9 protein-coding genes are annotated in these 14,907 nt (G+C 69.5%); 7 read left to right on the top strand and 2 right to left on the bottom strand.

All coding sequences use genetic code 11. The features are described 5' to 3' along the window. The first annotated feature begins 11 nt into the window (after window positions 1–11). The 7 genes from pyrF to uvrA all read left to right on the top strand — a co-directional run bounded on the left by pyrF (window position 12) and on the right by uvrA (window position 14,219). Complete coding sequence (gene pyrF / locus U5O44_RS01455) at window positions 12–836, top strand: orotidine-5'-phosphate decarboxylase (RefSeq protein WP_322586686.1); 825 nt, start codon at window positions 12–14, stop codon at window positions 834–836. Between the two features lie 19 nt (window positions 837–855). After that, entirely contained in the window at window positions 856–2,688 is a 1,833-nt protein-coding gene (locus tag U5O44_RS01450; protein ID WP_416222105.1) for an ABC transporter substrate-binding protein, read from the top strand. A 79-nt stretch (window positions 2,689–2,767) separates the two neighbouring features. Continuing rightward, window positions 2,768–4,366: an AMP-binding protein gene (locus U5O44_RS01445; protein WP_322586684.1), complete on the top strand. Its 1,599-nt coding sequence runs from the start codon at window positions 2,768–2,770 to the stop codon at window positions 4,364–4,366. A gap of 414 nt (window positions 4,367–4,780) precedes the next feature. After that, the gene (locus U5O44_RS01440) at window positions 4,781–5,290 is read left to right on the top strand and encodes a SixA phosphatase family protein (protein ID WP_322586683.1); all 510 of its coding nucleotides are present in this window, start codon (window positions 4,781–4,783) and stop codon (window positions 5,288–5,290) included. 93 nt (window positions 5,291–5,383) lie between these two features. Further along, window positions 5,384–6,115 (top strand): PhnD/SsuA/transferrin family substrate-binding protein, encoded by a 732-nt coding sequence (locus tag U5O44_RS01435; RefSeq protein ID WP_322586682.1) that lies wholly within the window; start codon window positions 5,384–5,386, stop codon window positions 6,113–6,115. Between the two features lie 145 nt (window positions 6,116–6,260). Next, complete coding sequence (locus tag U5O44_RS01430) at window positions 6,261–8,438, top strand: 3-hydroxybutyrate oligomer hydrolase family protein (protein ID WP_322586681.1); 2,178 nt, start codon at window positions 6,261–6,263, stop codon at window positions 8,436–8,438. A gap of 57 nt (window positions 8,439–8,495) precedes the next feature. Beyond that, window positions 8,496–14,219 (top strand): excinuclease ABC subunit UvrA, encoded by a 5,724-nt coding sequence (uvrA, locus tag U5O44_RS01425; protein ID WP_416222104.1) that lies wholly within the window; start codon window positions 8,496–8,498, stop codon window positions 14,217–14,219. Here the strand turns inward: uvrA and U5O44_RS01420 are convergent. Next, window positions 14,209–14,703 (bottom strand): putative toxin-antitoxin system toxin component, PIN family, encoded by a 495-nt coding sequence (locus tag U5O44_RS01420; protein WP_322586680.1) that lies wholly within the window; start codon window positions 14,701–14,703, stop codon window positions 14,209–14,211. The two genes, uvrA and U5O44_RS01420, sit on opposite strands and share 11 nt — an antisense overlap. After that, entirely contained in the window at window positions 14,609–14,860 is a 252-nt protein-coding gene (locus U5O44_RS01415) for a hypothetical protein (RefSeq protein WP_322586679.1), read from the bottom strand. Before U5O44_RS01415 ends, U5O44_RS01420 begins: the two co-directional genes overlap by 95 nt. Window positions 14,861–14,907: the final 47 nt, after the last annotated feature.

The raw sequence follows: 14,907 nt of genomic DNA, 5'->3' as shown, positions 1-14,907 counted from the left end.
ACTTCCGCACCATGACCTTCACCACCCACCTCGCCCGCGCCACGCGCCAGAACCACTCCCTCCTCTGCGTCGGCCTCGACCCCGAGCCGTCGAAGTTCCCCGGCGCCTGGGCGGGTGATGCGTCGAAGATCTACGACTTCTGCGCCGCCATCGTCGATGCGACGAAAGACCTCGTCTGCGCCTTCAAGCCGCAGATCGCCTACTTCGCCGCACACCGCGCCGAGGACCAGCTCGAACAGCTGATGGCGCACATGAAGGCGGTCGCGCCCGACGTGCCCGTGATCCTCGACGCCAAGCGCGGCGACATCGGCTCGACCGCCGAGCAGTACGCCCGCGAAGCCTTCGTGCGCTACCGGGCGGATGCCGTCACGCTGTCGCCGTTCATGGGCCGCGACACGATCGACCCCTTCCTGGCCTACGCCGACAAGGGCGTGATCCTGCTGTGCCGCACCTCGAACCCCGGCGGCAACGACTGGCAGATGCAGCGCCTGGCCGACGTGCCGGGCCAGCCACGCCTGTTCGAGCACCTGGCGCACCTCGCGCAGACCGAATGGAACAGCACCGGCCAGATCGGGCTGGTCGTCGGCGCCACCTTCCCCGCAGAGATCGCCCGCGTGCGCGCCATCGCGCCGACGCTGCCGCTGCTGATCCCCGGCGTCGGCGCGCAGGGCGGCGACGCCGAGGCGACGGTGAAGGCAGGCCTGACCGACACCGGCACCATCGTCGTCAACAGCTCGCGCGCCGTGCTCTACGCCAGCCGGGGCGAGGACTTCGCCGAGGCGGCCCGCCGCGTGGCGATGGCCACCCGCGACCAGATCAACGCCGCGCGCGGCTGACCGGACCCCCACCGAGGAGATGCCTGTGCACCCGACGCGACGTGATCTGCTGACCGCCGCTGCGGCGGGCACCGGCCTGATGGCCGCACCGGACTGGCTGCACGCCGCCGAGTCCGGCACGGCCACCGGACCGAAGAAGGTGCTGCGCTACGCCTTCAACGCGGCCGAGACCGGCTTCGACCCGGTGCAGCTCAGCGACATCTACTCGCGCACCATCGCCGCGCACATCTTCGAGACGCTGCTGGAGTACGACCACCTGGCGCGGCCGTTCCTGATCCGGCCCTGCACGGCGGTGGCGATGCCCGAGATCGCCGACGACCACCGTACGTTCACGCTGAAGATCCGCCCCGGCATCCTGTTCCACGACGACCCGGCCTTCAAGGGCAAGCCGCGCGAGCTGACCGCCGAGGACTACGTCTACACCCTCAAGCGCTACTACGACCCCGCCACCAAGAGCCCCGGCCACACCTCGCTGGAGGAGCAGGGCATCCTCGGCCTGCAGGCGCTGCGCGACGCGGCGATCCAGTCCAAGAAGCCATTCGACTACAACCAGCCCGTGGAAGGCGCGCAGGCGCTGGACCGCTACACGCTGCGCTTTCGCCTGCGCGAATCGCGCCCGCGCTTCCTCTACACGCTGGCCGGCATGGAGGCGATGGCGCGCGAAGTCGTCGAGCACTACGGCGACAAGATCATGGAGCACCCCATCGGCACCGGCCCGTTCCGGCTGGCCGAGTGGCGGCGCAGCTCGATGATCGTCATGGAGCGGTTCACCGGCTACCGCGAGCGCTTCTACGACGCCACGCCCAATGCGGACGACGTGGAGGGCCACGCGCTGCTCGCCCGCTTCAAGGGCCGGCGCATCCCCATGCTCGACCGCGTGGAGGTGTCGATCATCGAGGAGTCACAGCCGCGCTGGCTCGCCTTCCTCAACGGCGAGCAGGACTTGCTGGAGCGTGTGCCCGCCGACTACATCCCGCAGGCCTTGGTGAAAGGCGAACTCGCGCCCCACCTCGCGAAGAAGGGCATCCGCAAATACCGCATCGCCGGCTCGGACGTGACGATGTCGGTGTTCAACATGGAAGACCCGGTGATCGGCGGGCTGGCACCGCAGCAGGTCGCGCTGCGCCGCGCGATCAGCCTGGGGCTCGACATCAAGCGCGAGATCCGCCTCGGCCGCCGCGGCGAAGCCATGCCCGCGCAGGCCGGCATCCAGCCCGGCACCTACGGCCATGACCCCGCCCTGCGCACCGAGATCGGCGAATACCAGCCCGCCCGCGCCCGCGCGCTGCTCGACACCTGGGGCTATGTGGACCGCGACGGCGACGGCTGGCGCGAGCGGCCGGACGGATCGAAGCTGACCATCGTCGTGCTGACGCAGGCCGACCAGACCAGCCGCCAGCTCGACGAGATCTACAAGAAGAACATGGACACGCTCGGGCTGAAGATCGAGCTGAAGGTCGGCCAGTGGAGCGAGAACCTCAAGTCGACCCGCGCCGGCAAGTTCATGCTGTGGCGGGTCGGGTCGAGTGCGGGCTCGCCCGATGGGCAGGGGGCACTGGAGAGCGGCTATGGTCCCTCGGCGGGCCAGGGCAACATGGCCAGGTTCCGCTTGCCGGCATTCGACCGAGTCTACGAGCGCATCACCGCCCTGCCCGATGGCCCCGAGCGGCTGGCCGCTTTCCGCGAGGCCAACCGGCTGATGCTGGCTTACGCACCCTACCGTTTCCATGTGCACCGGCTCATCACCGACCTGACCCATCCGCAGGTCATCGGCTACCGGCGGGCACCGTTCTGGCTGAACTGGTGGTCCTATCTCGACATCGACAGGCCAGGGGCAACTGCACCCAAATAGCCGGCAAGGCGCCATTTCTGATAAAAAGTTGGCATCTTTTGCTGTAACAGCTGCATCGCAGCCGAATACTGGATCCAACATGATGGCGCCCCACGAGCCGCAGATCTCCCGCTACCTCCGCTGGCTGCGGCTGAACCGCCAGCGCAGCTTCGACACCTACGACGCGCTGTGGCACTGGTCGGTCACCGATCTGGACGGTTTCTGGCAGTCCATCTGGGACTACTTCGAGATCGAGTCGCCCACGCCACCGACCCGTGCCCTGGCCGAATCCCGCACGCCCGACGCCGTCTGGTTCCCCGGCACGCAACTGAACTACGCGCGCCAGGTCTTCCGCCACGCCGACGCCGCACACGGTGCCGACCTGCCCGCCATCCTGTTCCGCAACGAGCAGCTGCAGGACGCCGGCCGCACGCTGTCGCTGAGCTGGCCGGAGCTGCGCCGCGAGGTCGCGTCGCTGGCGGTCGCGCTGCGCGGCATGGGGGTGCAGCGCCATGACCGGGTCGCCGCCTACCTGCCCAATGCGCCGCAGACGGTGGTCGCCTTCCTGGCCTGCGCGAGCCTGGGGGCGGTCTGGTCGGTGTGTTCGCCGGACATGGAGGCACCGGCCGTGCTCGCCCGCTTCCGCCAGATCGCGCCCAAGGTGCTGATCGCCTGCGACGGCACCACCCACGGCGGTCGCGACCATGACCGCCTGCCGCTCGTCCACGCCCTGCTCGACGGCCTGCCCAGCGTCGGGCATGTGGTGATCTGGCCCTGTCTCGACAAGGATGCCGAGGTCGACGAGTTCGCCCGCCCTGGTCGGCGCGCCTATGACCTGCGCCCGATGCTGGCCGGCGACCCGGACTTCGAGCCCGAGTGGCTGCCCTTCGACCACCCGCTGTGGATCGTCTACGCCAACGGCGCCTCCAGCCGGCCCGAGCCCATCGTCCATGGCCATGGCGGCGTCGTGCTGGAGATGCTCAAGCTCAACACCCTGCACAACAACCTCGGCGCCTCGGTCGACACCGGCGACCGCTTCCACTGGACCTCGTCCACCGGCCGGGTGATGTGGAACCTGCAGATCGGCGGACTGCTCGGCGGCACCACGCTCTGCCTCTTCGACGGCCACCCGGCCGGCAGCACCGAGGCGCCCGACTGGACACGCCTGTGGCAGTTCGTCGGAGAGACCGGGGTGACCTTCTTCGGCGCCAGCGCCGCCTTCCACACCGGGGTGATGCAGGCCGACATCGACCTGGGCCGCACCACCGACCTGTCCGCGCTGCGGGCTGTCGGCTCGGCTGGCACGCCGCTGGCACCGGCGTGCCACGACTGGCTGTGGGAACAGCTGCCACCGGTGAACGGCCAGCCGATCTGGATCACCACCATCGTCGGCAGCACCGACATCGCCGGCGCCTTCGTCGGCGGCCTGCCGACCCTGCCGAATGTGCGGGGCGAAGTGCAATGCCGCTGCCTGGGCGCGGCGATCGAGACCCGCAGCACGCCGGACGATGGAGCCGGTGTGCTGGTCTGCACGCAACCGATGCCGTCGATGCCACGGGGCTTCTGGCGCGACGGCGTGGACGCGGTCTGGGCCCATGGGGGCCGGATCCGCCTGGTGCCCCACCCCGAGCACGGCTACACCGGCGCAGTCCTCGCCGACCGCATCGACAGCCCGGAGGAACACCCCGCGACTGTGTGACGATCCGGTGCAGGTTTGTTACCGTACGCATCGAAAGCACTTGCAACGGAACCCCCGGATCATGGGGAACCCTGCCAATAAATGGGCAATCTTCACGTTTTTCAGGCCGCTGGAGCCATTCCAGTCCACCGGCAACACCAAACCCGACCAAGGTACTGGCCAGATCTGGTTACTTGCGCTGCGCGGCGTCGTGCGTCAATGCATTCCATGTTGTCCCGGGACACACCGGGCAACGACAACGACTGCGCAGCGCACGCCCCGTGCGGCGCGCTGACGGTGGCGCTGTTGGAATCTGACGATCCCATCGCCGCGGGCTGAGGTGCAGAGAGCGCCAGGTTCAGACCCCACGCGACGCGGAGCCGGATTCCAACAGCTTCCCTCCCGGCACCCCACGCCCGGATCACAATGCCCACCGTGATCACCCGCCTCTACTTCCTCCGCCACGCCACCGCACAGGACCGGCACCTGCCGATCCCCGACGCCGAGCGCACCCTCACGGAAAAAGGCCTCGGCCAGGCGCGTGCCGTGGCCCGCTTCTGCGAGCGCCAGGGACTACAGCCGCAGCGCCTGCTCAGCAGCCCGCTGGTGCGCGCCGTCGAGACGGCCACCCACTTCAGCCAGCACCTGCCCGACTGTCCGCGCCCGCAGGTCGTCGACTGGCTGCGGCTCGGCACCCCGGTGCTGCATGCACTGGCCGAACTGCGCGAGGTGGTCAGCGCCAACAGCGGCGCCACCGCGGACGCCGACTCGCTCTGGCTGGTCGGCCACGAGCCAGACCTCTCCGACCTGATCAGCCGCCTGCTGGGCAGCACGCACCCGATCGTGCGCGTGAAGAAGGCCTCGCTGACCTGCATCACGGTCGAACCCCACGGACAACAGCCGGGGCAGCTGCTCTGGTCCGTGCCCTGTGCGCTGATGGGGTGAAGAGAAACCCCGAAGTTCCGTGGGTCTCCGGGCCTTCGGCGTCAGCCCGGCTGCGGAGAATCGACGCCATCCCCAGACCTGCTGCTCCACACGATGTCCACCCGCTACCAACTGTCCGTCTGTCCGCATGACACCGCCAAGAACCTTGCCGGCTGGTTTCTGCTCAACACCTACCTGCAGCGCAAACTGGGTCTGGCGATGCGCTTCGATCCCTTCGACAACTTCAATGTCGAGCGCGAACGGGTGCTGGCCGGGGGCTATGACCTGGTCTACGCCAACCCGTTCAGCGCGCTGAAGTACCAGCAGAAACTGGGGTTCGTGCCAGTCGCCCGGCCGGCCGGGGTCTTCGACGAGACGATGCTGGTCGCGCGCCGCGGCGTCGGATTGCCGGCCACGCGGCCGCTGAAGGTTGCCTCCGCCACCGACAAGCTGATCGTGCATTTCCTCGGCCTGACGCTGCTGAACCAGCTGCAGGTGCCCCTGGCCGACTGCAGTTTCCAGATGGCGGGCAACCACCTCAAGGCGGCACAGGCGGTGCTGGCGGGCCAGGCCGATGTCGGCTTCGTGTTCAACGAGACCTGGCACGGCCTGAGCGCCTCGACCCGCGACGCGCTGGAGATCGTCGCCGCCACCGAAAGCCAGACCGCCTCGCACTGCTTCTGCGTCGGCCCCACACTGGCCGGACGCCTCGACGAAGTGCGCGCCGTGCTGTGCGGCATGGACGCTGATCCGGCCGGCCGCAGGATCCTGGAGGATCTGCGCTTCAGCCGTTTCGAGCCGATGGACCTTGCGGCGCTCAACCCGCTCACCACCTTGGTGCAATGATCCCCCGCGCCACGCCACGGTCGCACCAGGATCGACTCGGGGTTTACGCTGGTTCAGGGGATTTCGGCATGGTGTGAATCGACCCGGAAGGCAAGGATGTCCCCACCCGGCGTCCCGACCGGGCACCCTTTCGTGGGAGATACCAATGCACAAGCCGACCCCGTCGATCCTGTCGATCCCGAAACGCACCCCCATCGCCGCCGCCGCACTGACCGCCCTGGTTCTCGGCGGCTGCGCCTCCAGCAGCGAGGACGTCAACACCTTGCCCGCCGGTCTCTCCGGTGCCGTCGTCGAGAAGGTGTACGACGGCACGACCGACGACCTGCTCACCGCCGGCCTCGGCAAGACCGGCCTGATGGGTGCCGCACCCGCCTACGCCACACCCGCCACGCCGACCGCGTCCGAGCTGCGCCGCAACGCCATCTACAACAACTACCGCGCGCTGGTCGACTACACCGCCGCCGGTGGCATGGGCGTGCTCTATGGCCCGAACATCGACCTGAACGGCGGTGACACGCTGGGTGAAGGCAAGATCGCCGGCCGCGAGTACATCGCCACCGTCGATGACGGCACGGGCAAGCAGAACGTCACGCTGATGGTCCAGGTGCCCGACAGCTTCGACGCGAAGAAACCCTGCATCGTCACCGCCACCTCGTCTGGCTCGCGCGGCGTCTACGGCGCCATCGGGACGGCCGGCGAATGGGGCCTGAAGCGCGGCTGCGCGGTCGCCTACACCGACAAGGGTTCGGGCAACGGCCTGCACGACCTGACCAGCGGTGCCGTCATGGCCCGCGACGGCACGATGCTGAACGCCGCCACCGCCGGCACGCAGGCGATCTTCCAGTCGGCCGCCGCGGCCTCCGACGTGGCCGCCTTCAACACCGCCACACCCAACCGCGTCGCCTACAAGCACGCCCACTCGCAGCAGAACCCCGAGAAGGACTGGGGCAAGAACACACTCGACGCCGTGCGGCTGGCCTTCTACGTCCTCAACGAGCGCTACGGCACCGCCACCGCCGCCGACGCCAGCAAGAAGGTCCGCACCATCGTGCCCGGCAACACCGTCGTCATCGCCTCGTCGGTGTCGAACGGCGGCGGCGCCGCGCTGGCCGCGGCCGAGCAGGACACCGAGGGCCTGATCGACGGCGTCGCCGTGTCGGAGCCGAACGCCCAGCCCGGCGCCAACACCGGCCTGACGATCCAGCAAGGCGCGGCCAATGTCGCCACGCACAGCAAGCCGCTGATCGACTACTTCACCTACGCCAACGTCTACCAGCCCTGCGCCGCGCTGTCCACGCAGGCGAGCCAGGCACTCGCCGCCGCGTTCTGGCCGGCGGCCTTCACCACCGCAGCCCAGAACCGCTGCGCCGCCCTCGCCGCCCGCGGGCTGCTGACCGGCGCCACGCTGGCCGAGCAGGCCGACGCCGCGCTAGCCAAGCTCAACGCCTATGGCTGGCAGGCGGAAACCAACTTCTTCCACCAGTCGCACTTCCGCTTCGCCACGAACTCGATCGTCGTCACCTACGTCAACACCTACGGCCGCTTCAGCGTCACCGACAGCGTGTGCGGCTTCAGCATGGCGAACACGACCGCCATCGGCGATGTCGCCGCGCAAGTCCCTGCGACGCAGGCCGGCGTGTTCGCCAGCGGCAATGGCGTGCCGCCGATCACCGGCATCGCCAACCTCGTCTATGACCGCTCGGTCGGCGGCGCCAAGCTCGACTTCCTGGCCGTCTCGCCCACCAGCAACACCGCCGACTTCGCGCTCGACGGCGCGCTGTGCATGCGCTCGCTGGTCACCGGCAAGGACGAGGCCACAGGCGCAGCGCTCACCGGCACGCTCAAGGCGCAGTCCGACCGCGTGATCGCCGGGGTGAACGAAGTGCAACTGACGGCCAAGCTGCGCAGCAAGCCGACGATCATCGTCGCCGGCCGCAGCGACACATTGCTGCCGGTGAACCACACCGCCCGCGCCTACTTCGGCAAGAACCAGCTCACCGACAGCGCCGCCGACGCCGCCAAGGTGCGCTACATCGAGGTGACCAACGCGCAGCACTTCGACACCTTCATCGCCTTCGGCGCGCTGCTCGGCTACGACACGCGGGCCGTGCCGCTGCACCCGTACCTGAACCAGGCGCTGAACGCGATGTGGAGCCACCTGAGTACCGGCGCCGCCTTGCCGGTCAGCCAGGTCGTGCGCACCACGCCGCGCGCCACCAGCGCGACGGCGCTCACGGCCGCCAACGTGCCGGCGATCGCCACGGCGCCGGTGGCGGGGGACCAGATCGTCATGACGGGATTGACGCTCAAAGTCCCGGACTGACGCACCGGAGGGCCGCGTCCCTAGAATGTTCCGCTTTCGCCCCGCGAGAGCATTCTGATGACCGGCCTGATCCGAATCCGTGGCGCCCGCCAGCACAACCTCAAGAACCTCGACCTCGACATCCGCACGGGGGAGCTGACGGTCGTCACCGGCCCGAGCGGGTCGGGCAAGTCGTCGCTGGTGTTCGACACGCTCTACGCCGAAGGCCAGCGGCGCTACGTCGAGACCTTCTCCGCCTACGCGCGGCAGTTCCTCGACCGGATGGACCGCCCGGCGGTCGATGCGGTCGAAGGCGTGCCGCCGGCCATCGCCATCGACCAGACCAACCCGGTGCGCACCAGCCGCTCCACGGTCGGCACGATGACGGAGCTGAACGACCACCTGAAGCTGCTGTTCGCCCGCGCCGCGCAGCTCTTCGACCAGGACACCGCACAGCCCGTGCGCGAGGACGATCCGCAGAGCATCCGCGCCGACCTGAAGGCGCGCAGCGAGGCGGCCGGCGATCCGCGGCTGGTCATCACCTTCCCGGTGGAGCTACCCGCCTCCACCACGCCCGCCGAGATCGAACAATGGCTGGCCGCCAGCGGCTACACCCGTGTGCAGGCCGAGCGCGAGGTCGCCACGCCGACCGGGCCGCGCAAGGTGCTCGATGTCGTGGCGGACCGGTTCCGGTTCAGCAACGCCGAGGCGATCCGCGTCAACGAGGCGCTGGAGACGGCGCTCAAGCGCGGTGGCGGGCGCTGCAACGTGTACGCCGGCGCAGACGACAGCGCCGAAATCTGGCGCTACAGCAGCGGCCTGCACTGCCCCGAATCCGACCGCCGCTACAGCGCGCCGCAGCCGTCGATGTTCTCGTTCAACTCGGCGTTTGGCGCCTGCGAGACCTGCCGCGGCTTCGGGCGGGTGATCGGCGTGGACTTCGGCCTCGTCATCCCGGACCAGCGCAAGACGCTGCGCAGCGGCGCCATCAAGCCGCTGCAGACGCCGGCGTGGAAGGAATGCCAGGACGACCTGCTCAAGTACGCGGGCGACGCCGGCATCCCGCGCGACACGGCGTGGAATCAGTTGAGCCCGGCGCAGCAGGCCTGGGTGCTCGACGGCTCGCCGGACTGGAAGGGCGAGTGGAGCAAGCAGTGGTACGGCATCCGGCGCTTCTTCGACTACCTGGAGAGCAAGGCCTACAAGATGCACATCCGCGTGCTCTTGTCGAAGTACCGCAGCTACACGCCCTGCGGCGTCTGTGGCGGGGCGCGGCTGAAGCTGGAATCGCTGCTGTGGCGCCTCGGCGAGAAGCCGCAGGCGGATCTGGCGCTGCCGCCGGCCAAGCGCTTTCTGCCGGTGGGCGCGCAGTGGTCGCGGGCGCAGCTCGAAGCCCTGCCCGGCCTGAGCCTGCACGACCTGATGCTGCTGTCGATCGAGCGGATGCGGCGCTTCTTCGACGGGCTGGAGCTGCCGTCGCAGATGCTGGACGACGCGCTGGAGCTGCTGCTCGACGAGATCCGCACGCGGCTGAAATACCTCTGCGACGTGGGCCTGGGCTACCTGTCGCTGGACCGGCAGAGCCGCACGCTCTCCGGCGGCGAGGTGCAGCGCATCAACCTGACAACCGCGCTCGGCACCTCGCTGGTGAACACGCTGTTCGTGCTGGACGAGCCGTCGATCGGCCTGCACCCGCGCGACATGGACCGCATCAACCAGGCGATGGCGCGGCTGCGCGACGCGGGCAACACGCTGGTGGTGGTCGAACATGACCCGGCCGTGATGCTCGCCGCCGACCGCATCATCGACCTCGGCCCCGGCCCCGGCACGCAGGGCGGGCGCATCGTCTTCGATGGCACGCCCGACGACCTGAAAGGCGCCGAGACGCTGACCGGCGCCTACCTCGGCGCGCGGCGCACGATCGGCCTGGGGCTGGCGCGCCCGGTGCTGCCGAGCACGCCGCGCCTCGTGCTCGAAGGTGCGCGCGAACACAACCTGCGCAACGTCACCGCCGAATTCCCGCTGCAGCGGCTGGTCTGCGTCACCGGCGTGAGCGGTTCGGGCAAGTCGACGCTGATCCAGGACGTGCTCTACCCGGCGCTGGCGCGGCATTTCGGGCAGGCCACCGAGTCGCCCGGTGAACACGACCGCCTGCTCGGCGCGGACTGGCTGAGCGACGCCGTGTTCGTCGATCAAAGCCCGATCGGCAAGACGGCGCGCTCGAACCCCGCCAGCTACGTCGGCGCCTTCGACACGATCCGCGAACTGTTCGCCGCGCTGCCCGCCGCGCAGCAGCGCAGCTACACCGCCGGCATGTTCAGCTTCAACGCCGGCGACGGCCGCTGCCCGACCTGCGGCGGCTCGGGCTTCGAGCATGTCGAGATGCAGTTCCTCAGCGACGTGTACCTGCGCTGCCCGGACTGCGACGGCACGCGCTACCGCGCCGAGCTGCGCGAGGTGAAGATCGAGCGGCTTGGCAAGGAGATGTCCATCGCCGACGTGCTGGAGCTGACCGTAGCCGACGCGGTGCGGCTGTTCGCGCAGGACCGCGAGGTGGTGCGGGCCTTGCAGCCGCTGGCCGATGTGGGCCTCGATTACGTCAAGCTCGGCCAGCCGGTGCCCACGCTCTCGGGCGGCGAGGCGCAGCGGCTCAAGCTCGCCGGCTTCCTGGCCGAGGCCGCCAAGAGCGCCAGCGCCAGCAAGCAGAAGCTGGCCAAGAAGGGCACGCTGTTCCTGTTCGACGAGCCGACCACCGGCCTGCACTTCGACGACATCGCCAAGCTGATGCGGGCATTCCGCAAGCTGCTGGAGGCCGGGCACAGCCTGCTGGTGATCGAGCACAACCTCGACGTGGTGCGCGCCAGCGACTGGATCGTCGATCTCGGGCCGGAAGGCGGCGAGGCGGGCGGCGAGCTGGTGGCCGAGGGCACGCCGGACGACCTGCGGGCGCATGCGACCAGCCACACCGGCAAGGCGCTGCGTGAGTACGAAACCGCGCTCGGCCACGGCGGGCTGCGTGTCGAGGAAGGCGTGCCGCTGCAGACCCTCATCAAGGCCCGCCGCGACCGTACCCGCCAGGCGCACGACGACTGCATCCAGATCGTCAACGCCCGCGAGCACAACCTCAAGGGTCTGTCCGTCAACATCCCGCGCGGCCAGTTCACCGTCGTCACCGGCGTGTCCGGCTCCGGTAAATCGACGCTGGCCTTCGACATCCTGTTCAACGAGGGCCAGCGCCGCTACCTGGAGAGCCTGAACGCCTACGCGCGCAGCATCGTGCAGCCGGCTGGACGCCCCGAGGTCGATGCCGTCTGGGGCATTCCGCCGACCGTGGCCATCGAGCAGCGGCTGTCGCGCGGCGGGCGCAAGAGCACCGTCGCCACAACCACCGAGGTCTGGCACTTCCTGCGCCTGCTCTACGTCAAGCTCGGCACGCAGTTCTGCCCGAGCTGCAGCGACTTCCACGCCCCGCCCGAGGACTGGGTCGCCGTGCAGCCGCAGACGCCCGAGTCGATCGCCGCGCAACTGCTGCGCGACCACCGGGGCCAGCACATCGGCCTGCTCGCGCCGCTGGTGATCGGGCGCAAGGGCGTCTACACCGACCTCGCCAAGTGGGCCAAGGGCAAGGGCTATGCGCACCTGCGGGTGGACGGCGAGTTCCTGCCGACCGACGCCTGGCCCAAGCTCGACCGCTACAAGGAGCACACGATCGAGCTGCCGGTCGCCGACCTGCTGGTGGACGTGTCGAACGAGGCGCGGCTGCGCGCCGCGCTGGCCGAGGCGCTGGACCACGGCAAGGGCGTACTGCACCTGCTGACGCCGCTGAAGTCGGCGCTGACGGCCAAGTCGCTGTCCCTGTCGCTGGCGGCGGGGTTCCTGTCCACCGCGTTCCGCAGCAAGGCCAAGGTGTTCTCCACCAAGCGTGCCTGTCCGAGCTGCGGCACCAGCTACCCCGAGCTGGACCCGCGCATGTTCAGCTACAACAGCAAGCACGGCTGGTGCCCGGAGTGCGTCGGCACCGGCCTACAGCTCTCCGGCGAGCAGCGCAAGGCGCTCGACGACAGCGTGAAGGACGACGGCGACAAGGGCCGCGAGAAGACGTTCGCCGAGCCGGAGGTCGAGGGGCTGGCGGAGGACAAGACCTGCGGCGCCTGCGCGGGGGCGCGGCTGAACCCGGTGTCGCGGGCGGTGCGCTTCCGCGAAGCGTCGATCGCGGAGGTGGCGGCCAAGTCGGTGGACGACGGCCGGCGCTGGATCGAGGCGCACAAGCTCGACGGCCGCGAGTCGGCGATCGCCCGCGACGTGGTGGTCGAGATCCGCAACCGGCTGAGCTTCCTCGGCGACGTGGGCCTGGGCTACCTGACGCTGGACCGCGCCGCGCCGACGCTCTCCGGCGGCGAGGCGCAGCGCATCCGGCTCGCCGCGCAGCTCGGCAGCAACCTGCAGGGCGTGTGCTACGTGCTCGACGAGCCGACCATCGGCCTGCACCCGCGCGACAACCGCATCCTGCTCGACGCGCTGCACAAGCTCGGCAGCGCCGGCAACACGCTGGTGGTGGTCGAACACGACGAAGACACCATCCGCCGCGCCGACCACATCATCGACATCGGCCCCGGCGCCGGCAAGCGCGGCGGCCGGATCATGGCCGAGGGCACCGCCGAACAGCTCCGGCTCAACCCGGACTCGATCACCGGCCGCTACCTCAACGCCCCGCTGAAGCACCCCACTCGCCCGCGCCGCCCGGTCGAGCCGGACGGGCCGGCGCTGACGCTGCGCGGGGCGTCGCTGCACAACCTGAAGGGCGTGGACGTGGAGGTGCCGCTGGCGCGGCTGGTGGCGGTGACGGGGGTGTCGGGGTCGGGCAAATCGACGCTGGCGCGCGACGTGCTCCTGGCCAACGTGCAGGCGATCGTGGCGCACAAGCTCGCGGGGAAGAAGGCGGGCGAGCGCCCGGCCTGGGTCGGCTGCACCGGGCTGGAGGGCTGGAGCAATGTCGACCGGGTGCTCGAAGTCGATCAGACGCCGATCGGCAAGACGCCGCGCTCGTGCCCGGCGACCTACATCGGCTTCTGGGACACGATCCGCAAGCTCTTCACCGAGACGCTGGAGGCCAAGGCGCGGGGCTACGCCGCCGGGCGCTTCAGCTTCAACACCGGCGACGGACGCTGCCCCGGCTGCGAGGGCCAGGGGCTGCGCACGATCGAGATGGCGTTCCTGCCGGACGTGAAGGTGCCGTGCGACCTGTGCGGGGGGGCGCGGTTCAACACCGAGACGCTGGCCGTGACGTGGCGGGGCAAGAGCATCGGCGACGTGCTGCAGATGGAGGTGGACGAGGCGGTGGCCTTCTTCGCCGCCATGCCCAGCATCGCCCACCCGCTGCAGTTGCTCCAGGACGTGGGGCTGGGCTACCTGACGCTCGGCCAGCCCTCACCCACGCTGTCCGGCGGCGAGGCGCAGCGCATCAAGCTGGTGACCGAGCTGAGCAAGGTCCGCGACGACGTGACCCGGCGCGGGCAGCGGGCGCCGCACACGCTGTACGTGCTCGACGAGCCGACGGTGGGGCTGCACATGGCGGATGTGGAGAAGCTCATCCGCGTGCTGCACCGGCTGGTGGACGGCGGGCACAGCGTGGTGGTCATCGAGCATGACCTGGATGTGATCGCGGAGGCGGATTGGGTGATTGATCTGGGGCCGGAGGGGGGCTCGGGCGGCGGGCAGGTTGTCGTCACCGGTACCCCGGAAGCTGTGGTGAAGAGCAAGAGTCACACGGGGGTGGCGCTCAGGCCGGTGCTCAAGCGCTGATCCGTTGCAGCGCCTCAACCGGACTGACGATCGGAATACCCCGAAACTGCCCGAGCACCAGCAGATCCTGATCTCCGGACACGATGAGTTCCACCCGTGCCGTGCTCGCCACGGCGAGCACCTCGTCGTCATCCGGGTCGCGGCAGACGGGCGGATCGAGTGGCACAGGCTCGACCACCTCGACCAGTTGGCGCAATTCGGTCAGCAATTGGGCTGGTGTGGTACTCGCTCGGCCCAGGATGCTCAGGAATTTCGGGCGGTCCAGCACATCGGCCAGTTCCACCAACAGCGCAGGGCTGCTGACCAGATGAAGTACCGAGCGACGAACCTGCGCCAGCAAGGCGTGTGGCGCACCGCGCCACAACAGCCCGGCGATCAGGACATTGGTGTCAATGACGGCCCGCACGTTGCTGCTGCCGGTCTGCGCGTGCGGCTTTGCGTTCGGCGTTGAGGTCGTCCATCGACATCGGCTCGACACCGGCATCGGCCACGCGATCGGCGATCGACAGCAACGCATCGGCCGCCTGCTGTCGGCGAATGGCTTCGATGAGCAGCCGCTCCAGCGCCTGCGGCGTCAGCAATCCGGCGGCACGGGCTGCTTGGGCAGTCGCATCGGGCAGCTCGATTTGAATGGTCGTCATGGGGTCGGACCTCCGGGAGAAGATGCCCAATGTACTGCGGCGTGATT

This window comes from Sphaerotilus sp., from assembly GCF_034519685.1.
Lineage (GTDB): Bacteria > Pseudomonadota > Gammaproteobacteria > Burkholderiales > Burkholderiaceae_C > Sphaerotilus.
The sequence above is the reverse complement of the archived record's forward strand: the minus strand, read 5'-3'. Positions and strand labels throughout refer to the sequence as shown.

Excerpts from the sequence above, each read along its gene's own strand:
- pyrF (WP_322586686.1), top strand. The coding sequence starts at position 12 with ATGACCTTCACCACCCACCTCGCCCGCGCCACGCGCCAGAACCACTCC.
- U5O44_RS01450 (WP_416222105.1), top strand. The coding sequence starts at position 856 with ATGCCTGTGCACCCGACGCGACGTGATCTGCTGACCGCCGCTGCGGCG.
- U5O44_RS01445 (WP_322586684.1), top strand. The coding sequence starts at position 2,768 with ATGATGGCGCCCCACGAGCCGCAGATCTCCCGCTACCTCCGCTGGCTG.
- U5O44_RS01435 (WP_322586682.1), top strand. The coding sequence starts at position 5,384 with ATGTCCACCCGCTACCAACTGTCCGTCTGTCCGCATGACACCGCCAAG.
- U5O44_RS01430 (WP_322586681.1), top strand. The coding sequence starts at position 6,261 with ATGCACAAGCCGACCCCGTCGATCCTGTCGATCCCGAAACGCACCCCC.
- uvrA (WP_416222104.1), top strand. The coding sequence starts at position 8,496 with ATGACCGGCCTGATCCGAATCCGTGGCGCCCGCCAGCACAACCTCAAG.
- U5O44_RS01420 (WP_322586680.1), bottom strand. The coding sequence starts at position 14,703 with ATGCCGGTGTCGAGCCGATGTCGATGGACGACCTCAACGCCGAACGCA.
- U5O44_RS01415 (WP_322586679.1), bottom strand. The coding sequence starts at position 14,860 with ATGACGACCATTCAAATCGAGCTGCCCGATGCGACTGCCCAAGCAGCC.